The 22,713-nt window shown below is 27.2% G+C and carries 23 protein-coding genes; 6 read left to right on the top strand and 17 right to left on the bottom strand.

Annotated elements, in window-relative coordinates:
• Positions 1 to 10: 10 nt before the first annotated feature.
• From LPB137_RS05395 to LPB137_RS05375, 5 genes are all read right to left on the bottom strand, one after another.
• Entirely contained in the window at positions 11 to 1,348 is a 1,338-nt protein-coding gene (locus LPB137_RS05395) for a TRAP transporter large permease (RefSeq protein WP_076085437.1), read from the bottom strand.
• Positions 1,338 to 1,823, bottom strand: coding sequence for a TRAP transporter small permease subunit (locus tag LPB137_RS05390; protein ID WP_076085435.1), 486 nt, complete (start codon positions 1,821 to 1,823; stop codon positions 1,338 to 1,340). The genes LPB137_RS05395 and LPB137_RS05390 overlap by 11 nt, the downstream gene beginning before the upstream one ends.
• A gap of 3 nt (positions 1,824 to 1,826) precedes the next feature.
• Positions 1,827 to 2,783, bottom strand: coding sequence for a TRAP transporter substrate-binding protein (locus tag LPB137_RS05385; RefSeq protein WP_076085433.1), 957 nt, complete (start codon positions 2,781 to 2,783; stop codon positions 1,827 to 1,829).
• Positions 2,784 to 2,856: 73 nt separating this feature from the next.
• Positions 2,857 to 3,537, bottom strand: a complete 681-nt coding sequence (locus LPB137_RS05380; RefSeq protein ID WP_076085430.1) for a response regulator transcription factor — start codon at positions 3,535 to 3,537, stop codon at positions 2,857 to 2,859.
• A gap of 1 nt (position 3,538) precedes the next feature.
• Positions 3,539 to 5,059 carry a cache domain-containing protein gene (locus LPB137_RS05375; protein ID WP_076085427.1) on the bottom strand — a complete coding sequence of 507 codons (1,521 nt, stop codon included), beginning with the start codon at positions 5,057 to 5,059 and terminating at the stop codon, positions 3,539 to 3,541.
• Between the two features lie 95 nt (positions 5,060 to 5,154).
• Here LPB137_RS05375 and LPB137_RS05370 point away from each other — a divergent pair, with 95 nt between their 5' ends.
• The gene (locus LPB137_RS05370) at positions 5,155 to 5,778 is read left to right on the top strand and encodes an LOG family protein (protein ID WP_076085424.1); all 624 of its coding nucleotides are present in this window, start codon (positions 5,155 to 5,157) and stop codon (positions 5,776 to 5,778) included.
• Here LPB137_RS05370 and LPB137_RS05365 read toward each other — a convergent pair.
• The gene (locus tag LPB137_RS05365) at positions 5,767 to 6,312 is read right to left on the bottom strand and encodes a pyridoxamine 5'-phosphate oxidase family protein (RefSeq protein ID WP_076085421.1); all 546 of its coding nucleotides are present in this window, start codon (positions 6,310 to 6,312) and stop codon (positions 5,767 to 5,769) included. The two genes, LPB137_RS05370 and LPB137_RS05365, sit on opposite strands and share 12 nt — an antisense overlap.
• 8 nt (positions 6,313 to 6,320) lie before the next feature.
• A complete protein-coding gene (locus LPB137_RS05360; protein ID WP_076085418.1) occupies positions 6,321 to 6,755 on the bottom strand; it encodes a hypothetical protein in 435 nt (144 codons plus the stop codon).
• 75 nt (positions 6,756 to 6,830) lie between these two features.
• Here LPB137_RS05360 and LPB137_RS05355 point away from each other — a divergent pair, with 75 nt between their 5' ends.
• A complete protein-coding gene (locus tag LPB137_RS05355) occupies positions 6,831 to 7,652 on the top strand; it encodes a DUF4197 domain-containing protein (RefSeq protein WP_076085415.1) in 822 nt (273 codons plus the stop codon).
• Here LPB137_RS05355 and LPB137_RS05350 read toward each other — a convergent pair.
• Positions 7,649 to 8,233 (bottom strand): hypothetical protein, encoded by a 585-nt coding sequence (locus tag LPB137_RS05350; RefSeq protein WP_083657129.1) that lies wholly within the window; start codon positions 8,231 to 8,233, stop codon positions 7,649 to 7,651. The genes LPB137_RS05355 and LPB137_RS05350 overlap by 4 nt on opposite strands.
• 99 nt (positions 8,234 to 8,332) lie before the next feature.
• Between LPB137_RS05350 and LPB137_RS05345 the strand changes: the two genes are divergently transcribed.
• Positions 8,333 to 8,791, top strand: a complete 459-nt coding sequence (locus tag LPB137_RS05345; RefSeq protein ID WP_076085409.1) for a hypothetical protein — start codon at positions 8,333 to 8,335, stop codon at positions 8,789 to 8,791.
• Between the two features lie 10 nt (positions 8,792 to 8,801).
• Here LPB137_RS05345 and LPB137_RS05340 read toward each other — a convergent pair whose 3' ends face one another.
• Together LPB137_RS05340 and htpG are read right to left on the bottom strand one after the other, a co-directional pair.
• The gene (locus LPB137_RS05340) at positions 8,802 to 9,272 is read right to left on the bottom strand and encodes a hypothetical protein (RefSeq protein ID WP_076085406.1); all 471 of its coding nucleotides are present in this window, start codon (positions 9,270 to 9,272) and stop codon (positions 8,802 to 8,804) included.
• A gap of 133 nt (positions 9,273 to 9,405) precedes the next feature.
• Positions 9,406 to 11,313 (bottom strand): molecular chaperone HtpG, encoded by a 1,908-nt coding sequence (htpG, locus tag LPB137_RS05335; protein ID WP_076085403.1) that lies wholly within the window; start codon positions 11,311 to 11,313, stop codon positions 9,406 to 9,408.
• A 186-nt stretch (positions 11,314 to 11,499) separates the two neighbouring features.
• On the opposite strand from htpG, the gene LPB137_RS05330 reads away from it, so the two are divergent.
• The gene (locus LPB137_RS05330; RefSeq protein ID WP_076085400.1) at positions 11,500 to 11,874 is read left to right on the top strand and encodes a DoxX family protein; all 375 of its coding nucleotides are present in this window, start codon (positions 11,500 to 11,502) and stop codon (positions 11,872 to 11,874) included.
• Positions 11,875 to 11,897: 23 nt separating this feature from the next.
• On the opposite strand, the gene LPB137_RS05325 is transcribed toward LPB137_RS05330, so the two are convergent.
• From LPB137_RS05325 to LPB137_RS05315, 3 genes are read right to left on the bottom strand one after another with little or no spacing between them, the layout of a single operon-like run.
• Positions 11,898 to 12,236 (bottom strand): MerR family transcriptional regulator, encoded by a 339-nt coding sequence (locus tag LPB137_RS05325; protein ID WP_076085397.1) that lies wholly within the window; start codon positions 12,234 to 12,236, stop codon positions 11,898 to 11,900.
• Positions 12,237 to 12,247: 11 nt separating this feature from the next.
• Complete coding sequence (locus LPB137_RS05320) at positions 12,248 to 13,297, bottom strand: alcohol dehydrogenase family protein (RefSeq protein ID WP_076085394.1); 1,050 nt, start codon at positions 13,295 to 13,297, stop codon at positions 12,248 to 12,250.
• Positions 13,294 to 14,478 carry a TauD/TfdA family dioxygenase gene (locus LPB137_RS05315; RefSeq protein ID WP_083657126.1) on the bottom strand — a complete coding sequence of 395 codons (1,185 nt, stop codon included), beginning with the start codon at positions 14,476 to 14,478 and terminating at the stop codon, positions 13,294 to 13,296. The genes LPB137_RS05320 and LPB137_RS05315 overlap by 4 nt, the downstream gene beginning before the upstream one ends.
• A gap of 100 nt (positions 14,479 to 14,578) precedes the next feature.
• Between LPB137_RS05315 and LPB137_RS05310 the strand changes: the two genes are divergently transcribed.
• Positions 14,579 to 16,357 carry a choline/carnitine O-acyltransferase gene (locus LPB137_RS05310; protein WP_076085391.1) on the top strand — a complete coding sequence of 593 codons (1,779 nt, stop codon included), beginning with the start codon at positions 14,579 to 14,581 and terminating at the stop codon, positions 16,355 to 16,357.
• A gap of 20 nt (positions 16,358 to 16,377) precedes the next feature.
• Here LPB137_RS05310 and proX (LPB137_RS05305) read toward each other — a convergent pair whose 3' ends face one another.
• From proX (LPB137_RS05305) to proV, 4 genes are all read right to left on the bottom strand, one after another.
• Positions 16,378 to 17,355: a glycine betaine/L-proline ABC transporter substrate-binding protein ProX gene (gene proX / locus LPB137_RS05305; protein WP_076085388.1), complete on the bottom strand. Its 978-nt coding sequence runs from the start codon at positions 17,353 to 17,355 to the stop codon at positions 16,378 to 16,380.
• 98 nt (positions 17,356 to 17,453) lie between these two features.
• Positions 17,454 to 18,431 (bottom strand): glycine betaine/L-proline ABC transporter substrate-binding protein ProX, encoded by a 978-nt coding sequence (gene proX / locus LPB137_RS05300; protein ID WP_076085385.1) that lies wholly within the window; start codon positions 18,429 to 18,431, stop codon positions 17,454 to 17,456.
• Entirely contained in the window at positions 18,421 to 19,449 is a 1,029-nt protein-coding gene (gene proW, locus LPB137_RS05295) for a glycine betaine/L-proline ABC transporter permease ProW (RefSeq protein WP_076085382.1), read from the bottom strand. Before proW ends, proX (LPB137_RS05300) begins: the two co-directional genes overlap by 11 nt.
• Entirely contained in the window at positions 19,442 to 20,566 is a 1,125-nt protein-coding gene (gene proV, locus LPB137_RS05290; RefSeq protein WP_237671627.1) for a glycine betaine/L-proline ABC transporter ATP-binding protein ProV, read from the bottom strand. The genes proW and proV overlap by 8 nt, the downstream gene beginning before the upstream one ends.
• A 238-nt stretch (positions 20,567 to 20,804) precedes the next feature.
• Here proV and ciaB point away from each other — a divergent pair, with 238 nt between their 5' ends.
• Entirely contained in the window at positions 20,805 to 22,682 is a 1,878-nt protein-coding gene (ciaB, locus tag LPB137_RS05285) for an invasion protein CiaB (RefSeq protein WP_076085376.1), read from the top strand.
• Positions 22,683 to 22,713 lie beyond the last annotated feature (31 nt).

Below are 22,713 nucleotides of genomic sequence, written 5' to 3'. Positions count from 1 at the left end.
ATATTTTATTCTATTTTGCCGTCATATATTGAGGCAAGAAATGTACAATTTCAGGGAAAACTGTAATTAAAACAACAGCAACTATCATTAGTAAAAAGAACGGTAATGTTGCTTTTAATATATATTCGATTTTCTCTCCACTTATACTTTGTATGATAAACAAGGAGAATCCAACAGGTGGTGTGATTTGAGATAACTCAACCATAAATACTAAAAAAATACCAAACCATAAAGGATCAAATCCTGCAAATAATATAATTGGTAATACAATAGGTAGGGTCATAACTACAATTGAAATACCATCTAAAATCATTCCTAAAAAGACATACATTATTCCAATAATTACAATTAACATAAATGGTGACAGTCCCATTGCTCCAATAAACTCACTAATAGCTCTTGCTATTCCTAAGAAACCTACAACATGTGATAAAAAACCAGCTCCAACAATAATAAAACTAATCATCACTGAAGTTTTTATAGTATTCAATAAAGCATTTTTTAGTATATCAATAGATATACTTTTAAAATAAGTAGCAAGAATAACTGCACCTAATACTCCTAAAGAAGCTGCTTCAGTTGGAGTTGCTAGTCCACCATAAATTGAACCTAATACGACAATAATCAAAGTAAAAACAGGGAATAAGTCTTTTAATGAGTATAAATAATCATTAATAGTATATTTGTTTTCTTCAACTGGAACTACACTACTATCAACCCTTGATGCAATCATTATATAAATAGAGTACAAAGTTGCAAGTAAAAGTCCTGGAAGTAAACCTGCCATAAATAGCTTACCTATTGATACATTTGATAATACTCCATAAATAATCATAATAAGTGATGGAGGAATTAAAAACCCTAAAGTACCACTTCCAGCAAGAGAACCTAATGCTAAAGATTTTGAATAACCTCTTTTTTGAAGCTCATCAAGTGTAATCTTTCCAACAGTTGCAGTCGTTGCTGAACTTGAACCAGAAATTGCTGCAAATAAAGAACATGCTACTACATTTACATGAAGTAATTTTCCAGGAATAAAACTAAGCCATGGTGTTAAACCATTTAAAAGTCTTGTAGAAATTGATGACTTATACAATATTTCACCCATGAGAATAAAAATAGGTAAAGCTGCAAGCGACCATGAATTTAATGAATCATACATAGATGAAGCTAATAAGTCTCCAATTTTATCAAATATTGAAAGAGTTGGAGGAAGATTATGTTCAAATATCAACATTGCAATAATTCCCGTTAGAATTAAAGAAACACCAATCCAAATTGAAGATAATAAAAATGTAAACATTATAATTACAATAACAATTGATAAAATTAGTGGATCAGATATCATTTTTTAATCCTTGTATAACAAAAACTATAACACTTAAAATAAATAATGAAATACCTAAAGGCATAACTAATTGTGTTAAATAGATCGGTGTTTCAGATACAGCTTCAGAAAGCATTTCCATCTCATACGAATCAAAAGTGTATAAAACACTTCTATACAATGCAAAAAATAAAACAATAATTGTAATCATTCCTGCAAAAATATCAATAAATCTATTAGATTTTTTACTCATTCTTGAAGTCAAAATATTAATTCTAATATGCGCACCTTCTTTAAAAGTATAAGCTAAACCTAAAAAAATTGATGACAGATATAAATATCCGCTATATTCATCTGCTATTAATGTGGACATATCAAAGAAATATCGGATAAATATCTCAGTTAAAATCAACAATACTAGAGAAATCAATAGAACTGATGAAAGATAAGCCCCCCATAAAGAGAGCTTATTTGCAAAATTATAAAAAGCTTTCATAACTTACTTTCTATATTCTTCAAAGATTTTTTTAGTATCAGATTTAGCATCAGATAAGTATTCTTCAAGCATTTTATCTGCAACTTTAGATAACTCAGCTTTTAATGCATCACTAGCTTCTGATATTTTCATGCCATTTTTAGCCATTGTATCCAGTGCATTTTTATCTTCAACTCGTACAACTTCCCATTGTTCTTTTTCAATTTCACTTGCTGCTTTTAACATTGCTTCTTTTTGAGATGCATCTAAAGAATTCCAGTAGTCAAGATTAATAGTAACTGCTTGTAAAGGATATGCATAGCTAATTTTTGTAAAATCTGTTAATACTTCCCAAAATTTACCATCTTTTCCAGATGATGAAGATGTAATTACAGAGTTAACCATACCTGTTCTAAGTGCTGAGTAAACTTCACCCCAAGGTAAGGCAACAGCATTTCCACCTGCACCATTTGCAAAGTTTGCAGAGTTTTTATCATAAGTTCTAGTTTTGAAATTTTTTAAATCAGATAAAGCTTCAAGTTTTTTATCTCCATAAAATCCTGATGGTGGCCAAGTTACACTATAAAGTAGTTTTTGATTCCATTTCTTAGCAACTTTGTCATAAGCTGGTTTTGAGATTTGATAAAGTTTATATGCATCTTCATAAGATTGTGCAATAAAAGGTAAAGCAGAAATTCCAAATACTTTACCTCCTCCTGCTGTAAAAGGTATAAACATATCAGCCATTGCAACAGTACCATCTTTTACAGCTTTTAAAGGATTCCCTTTTACAAGTGAAGAACCAGGATGTATTGTAATATTTACACTACCTTTAGTATAATCTTTTACTAAAGAAGCAAATTTTTCAACACCTTGCGTATGAAAGTTATTTGAACCTTGTCTCGCATTTAAATCCATTTTAACATTTCCTGCAAATACTAAACTTGAAAGAGACGCTAGAAGTAAACATTTTTTTAACATTGTAATTCCTTAATTTTTAGATAAGTTATTGTAGGAATTTCAAGTGAGTTAAAGGTGAGTTTTTATTAATACTTTATAAGTTTTTTAATTTGTAGCCTTCTTGATGAACATTAATGATTAAATCAAGAGGTAATCTTTGTCTTAATTCTTTTATAAATGTTTTTAATGCACTTGTACTCATTATTTTATCTTTCCATATATATTCTTCAATAGTAGAATATACTAGGACTTTATCTTTATTTTCATTAAGTAATAATAGAAAATCTTTTTCTCTCTTTCTTAAAGGTATAAGTTCATCTTTATAAAAAAGTTCTCTTTTTTGTGTATCAAAATAAAGTCTTTCTGCAAATACAATTTTCTTTTCTAACTTATTTCCTAAAGCTTTAATAATCCCATTTAATAGATTTTCTGACACAATAGGTTTTAAAATATAGTGATTAATATTTAGATTAATTAAATTTAAGAGATATTCTTCATTTGAATAAGCTGTCAACATAATTATTGTTGTTGTTAAATCATCTTTTCTTATTTCTTCAGCCATTTCAATACCATTTTTTTCTGGCATTTCTATATCAGATATAATAAGGTTAGGTCTTTTATCGTAATATAAATAATAACCTTCTTCTCCATTAGAAGCTTCATATACTTCTGAGAAATAGTATTTTAAAGTATTTACTAATCTTTTTCTAATTCCATCTTCATCTTCAACACAAAGAACAGTATAGTTTTTTAATTGATTTAGTATATCTTCCATTTTATGCCTTTATTTTTATTGTGAAAATTGCACCGTCTTCGTCATTTTTTACACTTAATTCGCCATCCATATTTTTTTCAATAATCATTTTTGACATATAAAGTCCAAGACCAGTTCCTTTTGCACTACTTTTTGTAGTAAAATATGGTTCAAAAATCAAATCTAAATATTCTTCTTCCACCCCACCAGCATTATCTTTAACACTAACAAATGCATAGCCATCTTTAAAATCTACTTCCAAGTTTATTTGCGGATTTTTAATTTCTCTTTGATTCAAGATATCTTTTGCATTTGACATTAAATTTAATAAAACTTGAGCAAACTCTCTTTTATAACCATATATTTCATAATTCATCTTTATATTATATTGAAGCTTTATATTGTAATTTTTAATAGATGCACTAATTAAAGATATTGCTTCCATACATGAATCTTCAATATAAAAATCAACTTTCTTTTTATCTGGTTTGAAAAAGTTCCTAAAGTCATCAATTGTATAAGACATAAATTGTATAAGTTTATTTGAATCAGCAACTACTTCATTTATCATCTTATCATCAACTTTTTTAAATTTATTTGCAGTTTCTAACTCCATTAAAATTCCAGAAACTTCACTAAGAGGTTGTCTCCATTGATGAGCAATCATAGAAAGCATAGTTCCCATTCTTGCAAGTCTTGATTGATGAAGCATTGCTCTATCTTTTTTTTGAGCTTCAACAATTGCTACTTGAACTTTCTTTTCTAAGTTTTTATTTAAGTCTTCTAATAGTAGTTCTTTTCTAACAACATTTTCTTGATAACGTTGAATAACTTCAGTAATTTTTTTTGACATAATAAAAGAAATTAGACCTATAAAGAAAACAACAAAAAAAGAGATAATAACAACTAATCTAATATATTTGTCAATTCTTTTTTCTAATAGTTTTTTATTTTCTAAAATCGTTTTTTGAATATCATCAGTATATAATCCAGCACTAATAACCCAATTATATTTTTCATAAAGTTTTACAAAACCTAATTTTTTAAAAGGTTTTTCTTCATTTGGTTTCATCCAATAATATTCAATAAAAGCACCCTCTTTATTCTTTAACGCATTATCAACTTGTTTTCTAATCATATATGTTCCAACAGCATCTTTTAAATATTTATCATTCTCGTTTAAACTGTTTTGTCTATAGGGATGTGCTTTTAAATTATACTCTGTATCATGAACCCAAATATAACCATTTTTATCATAACTTATACTTTCTGTATATCTTAGAATTTGATCTTTTAATTCTTCTTTACTTAGCTTTGTATTATGATTGTCTTGAAAGTTTATATAGTTTATAATACTTGATACTTCTCTTCGTAGTACATTTTTTTGTTTTAAGATATACTGTTTCTCAAATCTAATACTCTCTTCTTTAAAATAATCATTTTGAGTTTTGATAAAAAAATAAATAGTAAAGAAAGCAATTAGTACTACTGTCATAATTGGACTTAAAATAATAAGCCTTGGAATATTTTTTTCATTAAACAAGAGTAATATCCTTTTTTTATATTTTAATAAATTATAGTGAGATATAAGTGAGTTTTATCAATTTGATTATATAATAATATTAATAAGGAATAAAAATGAAAAAAGATCAAATTCTTGATAATAAAAAAATACTAAAAGATTTTAAAGATGCAGAAAAGATATTAAAAGATTTAAAAAACAATGTTACTATTTTTGGGAGTGCTAGAACAAAAGATGTGGATATTTATGCAAAATTAGCACAAAAACTTTCAAAAAAATTAGCTAAAAATGATATAAATATCATAACTGGTGGTGGTTCTGGAATAATGGGTGCGGCAAATAAAGGTGCTTTTAAAATCAAAAATATTGAATCTATTGGTTTAAATATCACTCTTCCAAAAGAACAAACTCCAAATCCTTATACAACAAGAAGTATGACTTTTAATTACTTTTTTTCTAGAAAATATATGTTAGTTAAATATTCAAAAGCAATAGTCGTATTTCCTGGAGGTTTTGGTACTTTAGACGAATTATTTGAAGTATTAACACTAGTTCAAACAGGAAAATTAAATAGATTAAAAATATATTTAGTTGGTTATGATTACTGGAAATATTTAATTAAATTCTTTGAAAAATCATTATGTGCAAATAATATGATTCAAAAAGAAGATTTAGAAATTATGACTTTAACAGATGATATAAAATTAATAGAAAAACAGATACTAAAACTAATCAAATAGTTTAGTATCTTTTCCATCAAAACTAATTAAGTTTTTTCTTCTCATATATGCAAGGTGTTCTTCTTTTGTAGAGTTATCATAAAAATCATTTAGCTCATCTCTTTGTCCAACAAAATCATATAGAGGAACACCCATTCCACAAGAGTTATTTACACTTTTTATTTTTACTTCAAATACTTGTCTAGCTGCTCTTGAAATTGGAAAGTGATTTATATATTCACTCCAATCATCATCTTTTTCTTGAATGCATTTAGCTTCACAATATAATCTTAAAATATTTGCATCACCTTGTAAAGCGCAAAACATAATAGTCATTCTATTATCTTCTAATAAATGTGCTGCTGTTTCATTTCCACTTCCAAAATAGTTTAACCATAAAATGGTATCTTCATTTAAAATTTTAAAAGTATTATCTAAGCCTTTGGGAGAAATATTTATTTTCCCATTTTTAGGAGCAGTTGATACAAAAAACATTTTTTGCTCATTTATAAAATCAATCTCTTTAGAACTTAATTTTTCAGTGAATTTTGCCATCTTATCTCCTAGTTTTGATACATATGATATTTTGAATTTTCTTTTGCTTGTCTATCTTGAACTATTTTATATGTGTCTAGTGCTTTTTGTTTTTCTTCTTCATTTACCATTTTTGTTTTATACTCTTTAATAATTGAATCAAGAACTAAAATATAAACAATACTATTTAATTTTAAAGAGTCATCATTTCTCATCAATTTATCTAAATCAATTGCATAAACGGCTTCTTGAAAAGTGTAAAAAAGTCTTTGTTTATTATCTTCTAATCTATATGTATATCCTAAAATTGTATAAAAGTTTTCTTCAAACTCTTTTTTTAAAGATTGTTTTTCTAATTTTTGAGCATATGTAGATATTTTTATTTCACACTCTTGTAATATTTGTTCTGCTTCCATAACTTTATTTTTAAAACTATGTAAATATTCAGAAATTTCATTAATCATTATATTTATTATCCTTTTCACAATTATTACATTATATAATGTTAAAATAAAACAAAAATATAAATAGGATATTTAATGAAAAAAAGTACAATTATTGCATCTTTAATTTTAACTTCAAGTCTAAGTTATGCCTTTGACTTAGGAAGTATCGCAAAAGGTGTAATTGATAATGTTACAAATGAAACGAAAACAGCAGATTCAAAATCTAGTACAAATACAGTAAACTCAAATCTGGATAACTCAACTGTTACAAGTGGTTTAAAACAAGCTTTGAAAACTGGTGTTACATATGCAGTAGAGAATTTAAGTAAAGATAATGGATATTTAAATAATTCATTAGTAAAAATTCCTTTACCTGAAAATTTAGCAAAAGTTGAAACTCTTTTAAGAAGTGCAGGAGGAGATAAAATGGCAGATAATTTAATCAACTCAATGAATAAAGCAGCAACAACAGCCGCACCAAAAACTGCAAGTATATTTGCAAATGCAATTGAAAAAATGTCAGTAGATGATGCAAAAAATATTTTAGCAGGAAGTAATAATGCTGCAACAGAATATTTTAAAACAAATACAACAGCTTCATTAAAAGAAATGATTGCACCAATTATTAAAGAAACAATGAAAGAAAATCAAGTAGCATCTTACTATGATATGGCAAACAATTTTTATAAAGAAAATGCAAAAGGTATGGTTGAAAGTACTGGTGTGATGGATATGGCTAAAAGTTTTGGTGTAGATTCATATTTACCTGGAAGTTCAGATCAATCAATTGATGATTATGTAACAGATAAAGCAATTAATGGTTTATTTACTATGATTGCACAAAAAGAAGCCCAAATTAGAACTAACCCAGTTGCTCAAACTACATCACTTTTAAAACAAGTGTTTGGAAACTAATTTCCTGAGCCTTCATAAGAGAAATAGTTGTTAAGATTATTTTCTCTTGTGATTGAAAAATTAAAATCTACAGTATCTTCTGCGTTTCTTTCATGAGTATAAGTATAATCTTTTTTAAAGTTTTTTAATAAATTTGTATATAGTTTTGAGTTTATATCTAAGATAAATACATCTTTATTTGTTTCAAAAATATAAATAAAATTTAATATATAATGCTCATCAAGTTTAAAAGTGATAAATTCGTAATTATTAAAATCATATTTTTCTAAAACCTTCATAGATTTTAAGTTTAGCTTTTTTTTAACTAAATCTATATATAAAGAACTAGGAAGGGCATTCCATTGCACATCTATGTCAGTTTGTATATATTCAATAAATATGTTTTGAGATTTTAATGTATATGCTTGGATAGTATATGGGTCATGCCTAGTTTTAGTATCAAAATCTTCTAAAGTATACGTATAGAATTGATCTGAGTTTATTTTAAACTTTAAAGTATTATCTTGAAAATTAAAAACTGGTCTTGAAAGTTTTGTAAAACTTTTTACAATTGACTTTAAACTATTAGTTATAAAACCCAAGATTTGTCCTTTATTTAATATTAAGAAATGTATCTTAACATCTTTATGAATTTAATACAAGACTAATTTGCTATAATTTGAAAAAATAATGGAAGAAAAATGGATATTAACAAATACTTTAACAAACTAGCAATAATAAATAATTTAGCTAAATATGATACATATTATCAAGTATCACTTGGAATATTGGTAAATACTACAAATACTAAAGAGTTAGATTTTAATATAAAATTAGAATACGCACTTGGATCTATTTATGAGATGTTAAAAGAGTTAAACGAAGATATAGATAATATATTTGAAATTGAATTACAAAAACAAGCTGCAATGGATGCTTTACAATATTTTGCAAATGAAAATATTAATGCAGTTAAAAATAAAGAGTTGGATATTGAAGACACTTTGAATATGATAAATGACAATCTGTTTTTTAATCAAATTACACTAGATATTTGTAATGAAAATATACCTAATCAAATTAAAAAATATGAAGAAATGATAAGTGATGAAGTTTCTGAGTCAATTATAATTTCTTTAAAGTCTTTGGAAAGTAAGTAGTAAATCAATCTTACTCTTTCCAAAAATCTATACAATTATTTGCTTCTACTTCAAACCTAAAAAGTTCAACTTTAGTAGTTTTGTTTTTATAAACATATGTAATATTTATATCTGCTTGTAAAAATCGCTTAGAACTTCTACAAATTCCTTCGACAACAAATTCTTGCATTCTAGGTTGATCTTCAACTCTCACTTTTTCATCACTTTTTTCACCTGTATTAATTTCATACGTAGAAACTAAAGTTAAATTTTCATCAGTAATAGATACAAAAGTAGTATAGTTATCAATTTTTTGAGGAAGATTTTTCCCTATTTCAGCTACAACCATTTTTATAATTTTTTTATTTTGTATTCTAAGTTGTGCATCAGCTTTAGCTTGCGCTTTTGGCTCTACTGTTCTTGGCAAATTATTTTTTATAGGTGTTGTTGTATTAGCATTTAATATTATAATTGTTAATGCCAAAAGTATAATTTTTTGCATATTAATCTTTCATTTTTATTTTATTCTAAAGATCATTTTAACAAAAAATTTTTATTTAACTAATGATATGAATCAAAGATATTTGAAAGAAATATTAGCAACGTAAATATTACGTTACTAATATATAAGGTTTTTATAAAGCTTTTGCAGTAATTCTATTTAATCTTTGTGCAAATGCAACTGCGTCAGTAATTTCCATACCTTCAGATAATTTTGCTTGATCTAATAATACCCATGAAACATCAGAAACTAATGAGTCATCAGCTAAACCATTTAATTTTGTAACGATTTCATGATCTGGGTTAATTTCTAAAATTGGAGCAGTATCTGGCATTGCTTGACCCATTGCTTTCATCATTTGTGCCATTTGAGCCATTTGTGCATCACCTGCGTCTTTTACTACACAAGATGGAGACTCACTTAATCTATTTGTAACTCTAACATCAGATACACTTTCACCTAAAATTTCTTTGATCTTTTTAGTGATATCTTCAAATTTTTCTTCTACTTCTTTTTTCTCTTCTTCCGTTTGTTCAACTTTTGGAGCTTCAGCAGATGTAATATCTTTAAATTCCCATTCTTGGTAAGCACCATACATAGGAGTAATGATTTCATCAATTTCTTTATCATCTAAGATAAGAACTTCGATATCATTTTTCTTATATGCTTCTAATAATGGAGAGTTTCTTAGAACATTTTCATTTTCACCAACGATGTAGTAAATAGCTTTTTGCTCACTATCAGCAGCTTCTTTATAAGCTTTTAATGAAGTCATTTTTTCTGCTTTTGAAGACTTAAATCTAATAAGCTCTAATAATGCTTCTTTATTTGTAAAGTCTTGGTAAGCACCCTCTTTTAATGCTCTATTATATTGTTCAATAAATAAAGCATATTTTTCTTCATCTTTTGACATTTTTTTGATTTCATTTAAAACTTTTTTAACAGAAGCTTGTTTGATATTTGCCATTACTCTGTTTTCTTGTAAAATTTCTCTTGAAACATTTAATGGTAAATCTTCAGAATCTATAATACCTTTTACAAATCTAAGGTAAGTTGGTAATAATTCTTTTTCAGAATCTGTAATAAATACTCTTTTAACATAAAGCTTAACACCTGGTTCATAATCAGCTCTATACATATCCATTGGTGCAACTGCTGGAATATAGAAAAGAGTTGTATATTCATTTACACCTTCAGCCTTTGTATGAATTGTAGCCATTGGATCAGTAGAGTCATGAGAAATTGATTTATAGAATGCATTATATTCTTCATCTTTTAACTTAGACTTTGGTTGCATCCATAAAGCTGTCGCTTCATTAATTTTTTCATTTCTATCTTCAATAGTTTTCTTTGCTTCTTTACCAGCTTTTTCATCTTCTTCACTTAAAGTTTCAGTAACTTCTTCTTTGTAAGATAGAAAAATTGGGTATGCAATATGGTTAGAATATTTTCCAACAATATTTTTGATTCTTTCTTTACTTGCGAACTCTTCTGCTTCTTCATCTTTTAATTTAATATAAATAACAGTTCCTGATGATTCTTTAATACAAGGTGCTAATTCAAATTCACCTGTACCATCACTTGACCATTTATAACCAGTATCCTCACCAGCTTTTTTAGAAATTACATCAACATGTGATGCAACCATAAACACTGAATAAAAACCAACACCAAATTGTCCAATTAAGTTTGAATCTTTTTTAGCATCACCTGTCATTGCTTCTACAAATGATTTTGTTCCTGATTTTGCGATTGTACCAATTGAAGCGATTAAATCATCTTCATTCATACCAATACCATTATCAATAATTGTTAATGATTTATCTTCTTCATCGAAAGTAATGTTTACTTGACCAGCCCAATCTTGTGGTAATGCAGCTTTGATTGTTTCATCTGTTAATTTTAAGTAATTTAATTTATCAATTGCATCACTTGCATTTGATACTAATTCTCTAATAAATATTTCTTTGTTTGAATATAATGAGTGAGTCATTAATTGTAAAAGTTGACCTACTTCTGTTTGAAATTGATGTTTTGCCATAAAAATCTCCTGTATTTTTTAATATAATAGATGTAATTTTATCAAAACTTTATAAAAGAAAGCTAAAGTTTAAAGACAAATTAGCACTATGAGCCCAAAAGTGCTAATTTAAATTAATAAATACTTACTAAACAAAAAAATAATATACTTTTTTTATAAAAATAAAGGTTGAGAAAAGGTTAAAAAATGAAATCAAAAATATTTAATATAAAAAATTTATATTTACTAACAACAGGAATCATAGTTATCTTAGTTGGTTTATTTAGTGGTGTTGTGGATATTTTACAAACACAGGGTGTAATTTCTGCATCACAAGAATTGGGATACCCTTTGTATTTCTTTACACTATTAGGAATTTTTAAAATATTAGGAGCTATAGCCTTAGTATTACCTAGAAAGTTTGAATCAATTAAGCTTGTAGCTTATAGTGGATTTGCATTTGATTTTATATTTGCGTCTTTTTCACATTTTAGTATAGGAGATAGTTTTACTAAAATATTAACGCCTTTAGTGTTTTTAATTATTCTAGATATTTCATATAAATTAAAAGATAAATATTAATTTATCTTTCATTTTATATAATATTACATAGACTCTACGTCTACAATCTCTTTTGCAGAAAGTTTTTCTAGTTTTTTTTCAACAATTTCTAGGAAATCTGCTTTGTTTTTTTCATCCATATTATTTTCTAACATTTCAATAATATACTTAATACCATTTGCATTTATTTTTTTAACACTTGCAAGATAATGAACAAATGATATAATTTGAACATCGTTTATAGAATAAAGCTTCTTTAATTCTTTCTTCTTAGGAAATAAACCTTTTTCCTCATACATTTTTAATGTTCGTGCTTTTGCTGTCAGTAATTCAGCAATACTACTTAATGGCAGTACATCTTTATTGTTATCTAATAAAGCCAATTTTATTCCTTTTATTTAACTTCTAATACTATTTTACCAATATGTTTCTTAGTTAAAAACTCTTTTTGCGCAACAACAATATTTTCTAATTCAAAAGTTTTAGCAACTAAAGGTTTTATCTCTTTTTTTTCAATTCTTTTTATAAGATTTGGGAAAACTTCTTTTTCTAAAATTGTACATCCAAAAAATGATAAATCTTTTAAGTAAAGTGTTCTTAAATCAAGTTCTACAATTGGACCTGCAATTGCACCAGATACTGCATATCTACCATGAGGTTTTAACACATCTAAAAACTCATTCCACTTTTTTCCTGCAACTAAATCAATTACAACTGTTACAGAGTTTTCTCCAAGAACTTCAACTAAATTATCATCTCTTGAAATCACTTTACTTGCACCTAAAGCTAATATCTCTTCAAACTTTGAAGGTGATGTAATTGCAATTACTTTTGCACCTCTTGCGCATGCTAGTTGTACTGTTGCACTTCCAACTCCTCCTGAAGCTCCTGAAACTAATACAATATCATTTTCATTTACGTGTGCTCTTGTTAATAAGTTTTCAGAAGTTGAATAAGAACAAGGGAAAGATGCTAATTCAATATCAGTATAATCACTCTTTATCTCATGTGCATGTTCATTTGAAATAACAGTAAATTGGGCAAATCCACCATCACACTCACTTCCAAAATACCAAGGATTTTCTAACTGTTCACCATTTATTTTTTGTAATGATGGCTCAATTAATACTCTTTGCCCTATTCTTTTTTCATCAATATTTTTACCAACTGCTACTATATATCCACAAACATCTGCACCTTGAATTCGAGGAAAGTTTAAACTCTCACCTCCCCAAGAAGCATCTTCAGGATTATTGTCATTTTTAGAATACCAGCCAATTCTTGTATTTATATCTGTATTATTAACACCTGCTGCTTTTACTTGAATTAAGACTTCATTTTCTTTTGGAATTGGTGTTTCATAATTTGTAACATATTCTAATTTATCATAATCGCCATTGCCAATCATGAGCATTGCCTTCATTGTTTTTGGTATTTTATTCATATAATCTCTCTTTCTAAAATTCTAATTTTTGATAATAATTCATCTTTATCAACATAACAGCCTTGTAAATGTCTTTCACCTTCTTTTAAATCAAAAGAATTACGGGCATGTAATATTCTACGATTATCAAAAACAATTAAATCACCTTGATTAAGTCTATGATAAAATTGAAATTTTTCATCTCTTGTCAATAGAATAAATAGTCTATAAGCATTATAGAAAGACTCCATATCTTTGCCATCAATATCAATAGGTCCACGTAAAAAATTAGCCATTCTTATTTCTACTATTTCATCTTTATCATTACTTATAATCATAGGACTTACAAATCTATAATCACTATTTTTATCTTTGTTGTAAAAAGACATAGGTAAAGTACTTAAAGCTTTATATTCATCTTTGTGTTTTTCACGCATATACTCAGCAATTTTGAAACCATCAACTAAAATAGATTCACCACCACTAGCATCGTTTACTAAACAATGAAGAAACTGCAATCCTGGTTGTAATTCTCGTGTGGGTAAATCTGTATGTAAAGGAAGTTTTAGGTTTGTATAGGCTGCTGAATTAGCACTTTTTTTAGAGATTACATCAAAAACTATACCAAAATTTGTTTCACGTATAAAAGAAATTCTTTGTGCAACTTTTTGTACTTCATTTAGTTTATTTTTAACGTTTACAATTTTGCTAATTCCATAATCACGTAGATCATATAACCAACTTAATAAAATCTCATCTTTATTCATTACATCTTGATATTCATATAAAGGCAGTGATTTTTCTATTAATTTTTTATCCCAAATTTTATATTTTAAATTTCGTTTTTCCCTTGCTTCTTGACTATAACAGTGTTGCTTTAACCAAGCTGGATGATAACTACTTTTATGGGACTTATAATCCCAGATAATATTAATCATATTATCTTTTGACAATTCAACACTTAAAGGTTTAATATCAAAAGGAACATCACAAATTTCAAATACTTGTTCTTTACTAAGAGAAGTTACGCATTCGTCACAATGGCAATTGTCTCTAAGCCATAAAAAATGATAATCACTTTGCTCACCATTATCCCAACCTACTCTTATTATTCTATCATTTAAACTCACACTTTTAGGATTAACTTGCGTTTTATAAACAGTATATCCGTTTATATATTCATCATTTTTATTTTCTATCACATTTAACTCCAAATGCTGATTATTACTTATTTATTATATCTTATTATAATAATTTTTGATATAATCAAAGAAATTATAATCATAGTTAATAAGGAAAATAATGTCAAAAACTTTTGAACTTCAAGAACAATTAAAAACTCTTCCACTCTCAAATCTAAATGATGCTAGTGAAAATTTTTTAGATTGGGTTGAACCTTTAATTTCTAAAGAACAATTCCAAACTACAAAAGCTAATTTAGAAACTTTTTCAAGTAATGAAGGACTTATTCTTGAAAAAAAACTAGAAGAATGGTCAAAAAAAAATGAAGGTAATTGGTTAGCACCACTTTGGAAAAATATGTATTTAGACATTAGAGAACCTGTTGCTATTGATGTAAATTATTTTGTCAAATTAATAACAGATGAACTTAAACTTAAGTATTCAAGTTGTCAGATTGCAGGTGTTATTATAAGTAAACTTATGGATATATATGAGAGTATTTTAGATGAGTCTTTTGAACCTGAGAAAATAAAAAATACACCTTTATGTATGTCAGCTTATAAAGAGATGTTTAAAGCAACAAAAATTCCAAAACAAAATCGTGATGAGTATATTGTAAAAGAAAAAACAAAAAACTCTCATATAATTGTGATGTATAAAAACCATATGTTTAAACTAGCTTTAAATGATGAAAATGCAAAAAGATATTCATCTAAAATAATCACTAATACATTAGAAAATCTTTTAACATCGCAAATAAAAGAGAATGATACAAGTGTAGGAATTATAACTACTGCATATAGAGATGAAGCAGCTGTATTATTAGAACAAATTGTAGAAATTGAAGAAAATAGTGAGAATTTCGAAACACTAAAAGATGCTTTATTTATTGTTTGTATGGATGAAAACTCTAAAAGTTTATATGAGTTTGCAATGAGTTTAATTGCTTCAAATGAAAATAATAGATATTTTGACAAAAACCTACAACTAATCTTTAATCAAAATGGTGATTTTGGATTTAATTTAGAGCATACAGGCTCTGATGCTGGTTCTTGGATAAATGTTATTAATATGGTTTATGAAGACATCACAAATACTTCGATTATGGCTAGTCATATTGAAAATAACAGCAAAGAAATCATAGAAGTAAAAAAACTTGATTGGGAAATATCTATAGAATTAAAAAAACAATTAGATGATTTAAGAGCTAAACATATTAAAAAAACTAAGGACCTTCATCAAGAGATTTTATATTTCAAAGATTTTGGAAGTAATGAAATTAAAGAAATGGGTTATAGTCCCGATGCATTTTTACAATTAGCACTTCAACTTGCACAATATAGAAAGTTTGGAACATTAAAAAGTACCTATGAAGCTGTTACTACTAGAATTTATTTAAATGGTAGAACAGAGTGTTCTCGTCCTATATCTATGGAACTTTTAGAATTTGTAAAAGCATTTGATAATGAGGATTCAAATAAGAGTACACTTAAAGATTTAATGTCTGATGCTTGTAAAAAACAATCAAGAAGAATAAAAGATTGTTTACGCTCAAATGGAGTTGAGAGATACTTTTTTGCTATGAAAAATATGTATACACTTTTTGGTGAAGAGTTAGGTTTAAAAGAAATGCCAGAGTTTTTTAACGATGTTGGATATAATAAACTTACATACAGTTATATCTCAACAAGTAGAATAGAATCAAAATATTTTGACCTTGGTGGTTTTGGTCCTGTTGTTCCTGATGGTTTTGGTTTTTGGTATAACTTGATTGATGATAGAATTGATATGAATTTAATTAGTAGAAAAAGTGTAAATGGGGATAATATAAAATCATTTAGTGATGCTATTGTAAAAGCTATAAATGATTTAGCCAAGTTTGCTGAAAATAAGGGTTAAAACCCTTATTTAAATTTAAACTATTTTGCAGCTTGTGCTTCTTTAATCCAAGAATTTACTTTTGTTTCATTAGCTTGAATCCATTTTTGAACATGTCTTTTAATATCTTTAGGCTCTTTTTGTCCATTTCTCATAAGCATATTTTGACCACTTACATCATTAACACTTAATTTAACAATATCAAATAATTTTGCAATATCTTGGTGTTTTGTTAAAACACTTGAATTTGCAACTATTTTTTGAGAATTAATAGCAAATCCATAATTTGCTCCATTAGAAATTTGAGTATCGATACCTTTTGGATGCTCAGACTGTGTTACTTGTAAAAATGTAATGTCTTTTCCAGGAACTAATTTTCCTGTTACCCAATAAGGAGTCCATGTCCAAAATAAAATAGGTTTACCAGTTTTATATCTAGCCATAGTATCAGAAATCATTGCTGAATATGCACCTTGATTATGGTCTATTGTATCTCTTAATTTAAAAGCATCTAATTGATGGTTGATTGTATCTGCAACTTCCCATCCTAAACTAGCACCAGTTAAATCAGCTTTACCATTACCACTTGAATCAAATAGTTTAGCAATTTTAGGATCTTTTAAATCACTGATATATTTAATATTATATTTATCAGCAGTTTTCTTATCAATTACATAACCTGATGCACAATTAGATATATATTCAGAAAATATTGCAAGTTTTTCAGTACCACCTACACCTTTAATCATATTTGTTTGAATTGGATCCCAATGAGCGGCCATAAAATAAACATCATCACTTTTTGCATTATCAGCAATTGTTTGGAAAGTAATTGCATACTCTAAATCACTAGAAATTTCTACGTTATGTCCCATTTTTTTAAGCATTTCAACAATAAGTTGTAATTGAAAAGATTCTTCAGCAAGTACAGTTTTTAAAGCTGTAACTTTTGCAGCGAATAAATTTGAAGTAAGAACTAGTGAAAGTAATCCACCTAGTAATATTTTTTTAGTAATCATTTTCTCTCCTAAAGTAATTTAAAACCAATAAACTCCAATTATAACTAGTATAATTATAATTGTTGTTTAATTAGTTTTAAAATTATATTTTAGAAGAATTATTTAGCAGCTTTTGCTTCTTTAATCCATGCATCAACTGTAGCTTTATTATTTTCTAACCATGTTTGTGCGTGTCTTTGAACATCTGTATGTTTATTCTGACCATTTGCCATTAACATATTTTCACCACTTACATCATTTACACTAAGCTTTATAATATCAAATAATTTTGCTATATCTTTGTGCTTTGTAAGTACACTTTTATTAGCAACAATTTTTTGATTATTAACAGCAAATCCATAATCTGTACCATTTGGAAGTTTTGTAGAGTATCCATCAGGATTAGCTGATTTAGTTACTTGTAAAAATGTAACATCTTTACCAGGTACTAATTGACCACTTACCCAATAAGGAGTCCACGTATAATAGAATATTGGCTTACCTGTTTTATATCTTGCAATTGTATCAGCAATAAGTGCTGAGTAAGAACCTTGGTTATGGTCAATATTATCTCTTAAACCATAAGCATCTAATTGATGTTCAATTACTTTAGAACATCCCCAACCACCAGAACAACCTGTTAAATCAGCTTTACCATTTCCATTTGAATCAAATAGTTTTGCAATTTCTGGTTTATTTAAATCATTAACATATTTAATATTATATTTATCAGCAGTTTTTTTGTCAATTAAATAACCTTGAGCACAATTAGCTACAAAGTCAGAGAATTTAGTAAGTTTAGCTTCTCCACCTGCACCTTCTACCATTGTATTTTGTAATGGATCCCAATGAGCTGCCATAAAATAAACATCATCACTTTGTGCATTGTTTGCAATAGTTTGAAAAGCAATTGCATAATCTACATCATTTGTAACTTCAACTGTATGTCCCATTTTTTTTAAAACTTCCACAACAACTTGCATTTGGAAACCTTCTTCTGCAATTGCTGTTTTAACAGCAGTTACTTTTGCCCCAAATAAACTTGAAGCTACTGCAACAGAAGCAACAAGACTAATTAAACTTTTTTTATTTAACATTTTTTCTCCTTAAATTTAAAATAAAACCAATAGGCCCTTTTTCATGCCATCGTCTTTTATCATTTTTATCTTTTTTACCTGCTTCTTGAGTTAATCTATCTAAGATAATTGCAAGTAATACAATACCAAGACCACCTACTGCAGCAAGACCAATATCAAGTCTTCCAATACCTCTTAAAACCATTTGTCCAAGACCACCTACAGCAATCATTGAAGCAATAACAACCATTGATAATGAAAGCATCAATGTTTGATTGATTCCTGCCATAATAGTAGGCATTGCAACGGGAATTTGAACTTTCCATAACATTTGAGATGAACTTGCTCCAAAAGATCTTGAAGCTTCAATTAAGTCCTCAGGTACTTGTCTAATTCCTAAGTTTGTAAGACGAATAAGTGGAGGAAGTGCAAAAATAATAGTTACAATAACTCCAGGAACATTTCCAATACCAAATAACATTACAATAGGAATTAAGTAAACGAATGCAGGTGTTGTCTGCATTCCATCAAGAATAGGTCGTAAAACTTTATCAACAGTATCACTTTTTGCAGACCAAATTCCTAAAGGCAAGCCTATTATTACAGAGAAGAGTACTGCTGTTATAACTAAAGAAAGTGTAATCATTGATTCTTCCCAAGCACCTATAAATCCAATGATAAAAAATGAAATCAATGTTCCAATTGCAAGTTTTTTACTTGCAAGTTGTAAAGCTAATAATACAAAGAATAAAATTACAACATAAGGATTTAAGAATAGTAAAAAACTTTCAATTGATTTTAAAACAATATCAATAGGAGCTTTTGCTGCTAAAAATACTTCTCTAAAATTAACAACTAACCAATCAATTCCATCATTTGTCCATTTGTCAAAAGGAATAAGAACATTTTCAAATGGATTCAAAATATTGAATTCATTAGCTTCTTCAATAGGAGCTTGTGCAGCTTCTTGTGTCCAATCAACTGATGATTCTCTATTTTCTTGTGCAGTTGATGCATTTCCCCAAGGATCATTACTCATTATCAACTCCTTCATCAAATACTTTCAACAATCTACTTTTTGAAATTGTTCCTCTATATTTTCCATCATCACTAATTACAGCAGATGGATAAGCATGCCCTGCTACATCTGAAATAAACTCTCCAATTTGAAGATTTTCATTAATTGGCTTTTCATCAATTACTGCATCATGAATATTTCCATCAATCTTTTTTTGTTCTTTTAAAGATTCTACAGTTAAAAGACCAATATATTTACCGTTTTTTTCAATAAAATATGCATAATCTTCATCATAATCACCAATATATTGTAAAGCAGATTTAATACCTACTCCTTCTTTATTGATTATAGTTGCCTTTGTTTTTTTAACAATATGAGAAGCATTTAATACTGAAGTTACATCAACACCTTTAAAGAAAGATCTTACATAATCATTTGCAGGTTCATTGATAATCTCTTCAGGTGTTCCAATTTGAACAACTTCACCATTTTGCATAATCGCAATTCTATCGCCAATTCTGATGGCTTCATCTAAATCATGAGAAATAAATACAATTGTTCTTTTTTCTTTTTCTTGAAGTTCTACAAGTTCATCTTGCATTTCAGTTCTAATAAGAGGATCAAGTGCAGAAAATGCCTCATCCATTAACATAATATCAGGATCGTTTGCTAAAGCACGTGCTAAACCAACACGCTGTTGCATACCACCACTTAATTCATCAGGAAAAGATAATGCATGATGATTAAGACCAACTTGCTCTAGTGCTTTTTGTGCAGCTTCATATCTTTTGTCTTTTTCTATTCCACTTAATTCTAAACCAAAAGAAACATTATCAATAATATTCATATGTGGCATTAAAGCAAAAGATTGAAAAACCATTGATATTTTTTTTCTTCTAATATCAATTAATTCCTTATCACTTAAATTTGTAACATCAATATCATCAATAAAAATTTGGCCAGAAGTTGGCTCTATTAATCTGTTTAAAAGTCTTACAAGTGTTGATTTACCAGAACCAGAAAGTCCCATAATTACAAAGATTTCACCTTCATTAATTTCGAAACTTGCATCTTGTACACCAATGGTCATACCTGTTTTTGTAAAGATATTATCTTTACTCTCACCTTCATTTAGCATTTTTAAAGCTTTTTTGGGTTCTTTCCCAAAGACTTTAAAAACATTTTTAACTATTAATTTCTTTTTACTAATACTAACTCCTATTACATAACATATGTACTTTATTTACAGTATATATGTTTTTTATTATCATCTATTATGTAAAAATACAACTTAAACCCATATAAAACTATTTACTTATTAATAAAAAAGCAATTAATAGATAAACTACGACTAATAATACAAGAGGAATAATATAATGAATAATGATAAATTTTTAAATGACTTAGATGAAGTTTATACTTTTTTAAATACTCAAAAATCTAATGTAAATAAACTTATTTCATATCTTGAAAATAATGAATTTGAAAAACTAACAATTATAGAAGAATTTGCAAAATATCTTGAACTTCCAATGAGTGAAGATTTAAGATTTGCACTTGTTACTAGACTTGTTAATTTAAGAGATGATTCACTTGTTCAAGTATTAAAGAAAAACAATAAAAATGAAGAAGAGATTATTGAATTACAAGAAGATGCTTATTGTTTTACTAGAGATTTTTGGCACGAAAAACATAAAAATACAGTTGAGTATATTCAAAATAATAAACTATTAACTCCATTTTATAGAGCAGTTTTTGAAGGTGTTTATCAAGTTGGTTTAAAAATGTCTTCTTGGCAAAGTTTATGGACTGCACATATTATCAATGGAATAAATAAAGAGTTAATGAATAAATTTGATGGTAATGAAGAAAAAGTATTTAAATATCTTGAAGATGAAAATTTACTAGACTTAGGACATAATAATATCATAGCAGATAGATCATATTCAGCACTCGTAAAAGAAAAAGATTCATATCATTCAAAAGCATATATAAACGCTTTTAAAACACAAACAACAGCAGTTATTGATGCACTTGAAGATTTTGAAGAGAGTTTAATTGAGCTTGAAGATGAAGAATATAATGAAAAATGGAATTATATTCTATATATTCAATCTCTTATAAAAGCTTTTGGTGAAGATAAAACTCATTTATTAGTTTCTAGATGGGCTGATGTTGATAGAGCTTGGATGAAAATAAAATCTCCAGTTCAAATTGGTCATCCTTTAGAATATTATGAAGATCATTTTAGAAAAGCAGTTGCATTAGAATGGGATATTAGACTTACAAACCCTGAATTTTCACAAGATGATAACAGAGTTAATAAAATCAAATCTGCATTTGCAAAAGTTTTTGAAAATGTTGAACAAAATGAAAAAAATAAATCTGTTTATGATTTTTCATTAAAATCACTTGACCAAGTTCAGCTTTATATAGGACGTCCTGCACTATTTTTTGGAGCTGAATTAAATGGCTTATTTTCAGCACAAGTTGTACCTAATGATGAAATTGTTTCAAAAGAAATGGGAAAAAAGATTTTTGCTTTTTCTGATGAAATATTGCAAACAACTAGAGCTAAACCATTTTTAAAATTAAGTAGCGAAATCTTTGGACATGAAATATTAAATGAAGATAGAAAGTTTTTGTTTAATGAAACAGCTTCTTGGCATAAAGTTTATGATATCACGACAATAGGTCATGAATTTGGTCATATTTTATGGTGCGATGATGAAACAGAATCTGTTATGAATAAAAGCGGTAACTTTAAAAATATTGAAGAGTTTAAAGCAACAACTGGTGGATTAGTATCATTCTTTCTAGATGAATCAAACGATGAAAAACAACTAGAAAAACAAGTATTAATAGATACAGTTAAACGAGCTGTTGGATTAATGGGTTGGATGGAAGTTGATGAAGTTCAACCATATTATTGTGAAGGAATTATTCATTTAAGCGGATTATTTGATTCAGAAGTTTTAGATTTTAAAGATAATAAACTAATTATTGACTTATCAGATTCAAAATATGAAGAGCTTAAAAAATGGTATGTTCAAACATATACTTCTTTAGCAAAACACTATTTAGATAAAAAAGATGCGAGCGAGTTTTTAAATATTTATGCTATAAAAGAAGGTAAATATTTTATGCCTGTAAATAAAAAAATAAACGAATTTGTAAAATATTACTTTAAAAGATACCAAGCAATTGGGCAAGAATTAGATACAAATGATAAAAAAGAAAATTATATAAAATAAGAAGTTTTTACTTCTTATTTTATAAACTTCT

Origin of the sequence: Poseidonibacter parvus, assembly GCF_001956695.1 — a bacterium.
GTDB lineage: Bacteria > Campylobacterota > Campylobacteria > Campylobacterales > Arcobacteraceae > Poseidonibacter > Poseidonibacter parvus.
Note: the sequence above shows the minus strand (reverse complement) of the source record. Positions and strands in the feature narration are given on the sequence as shown.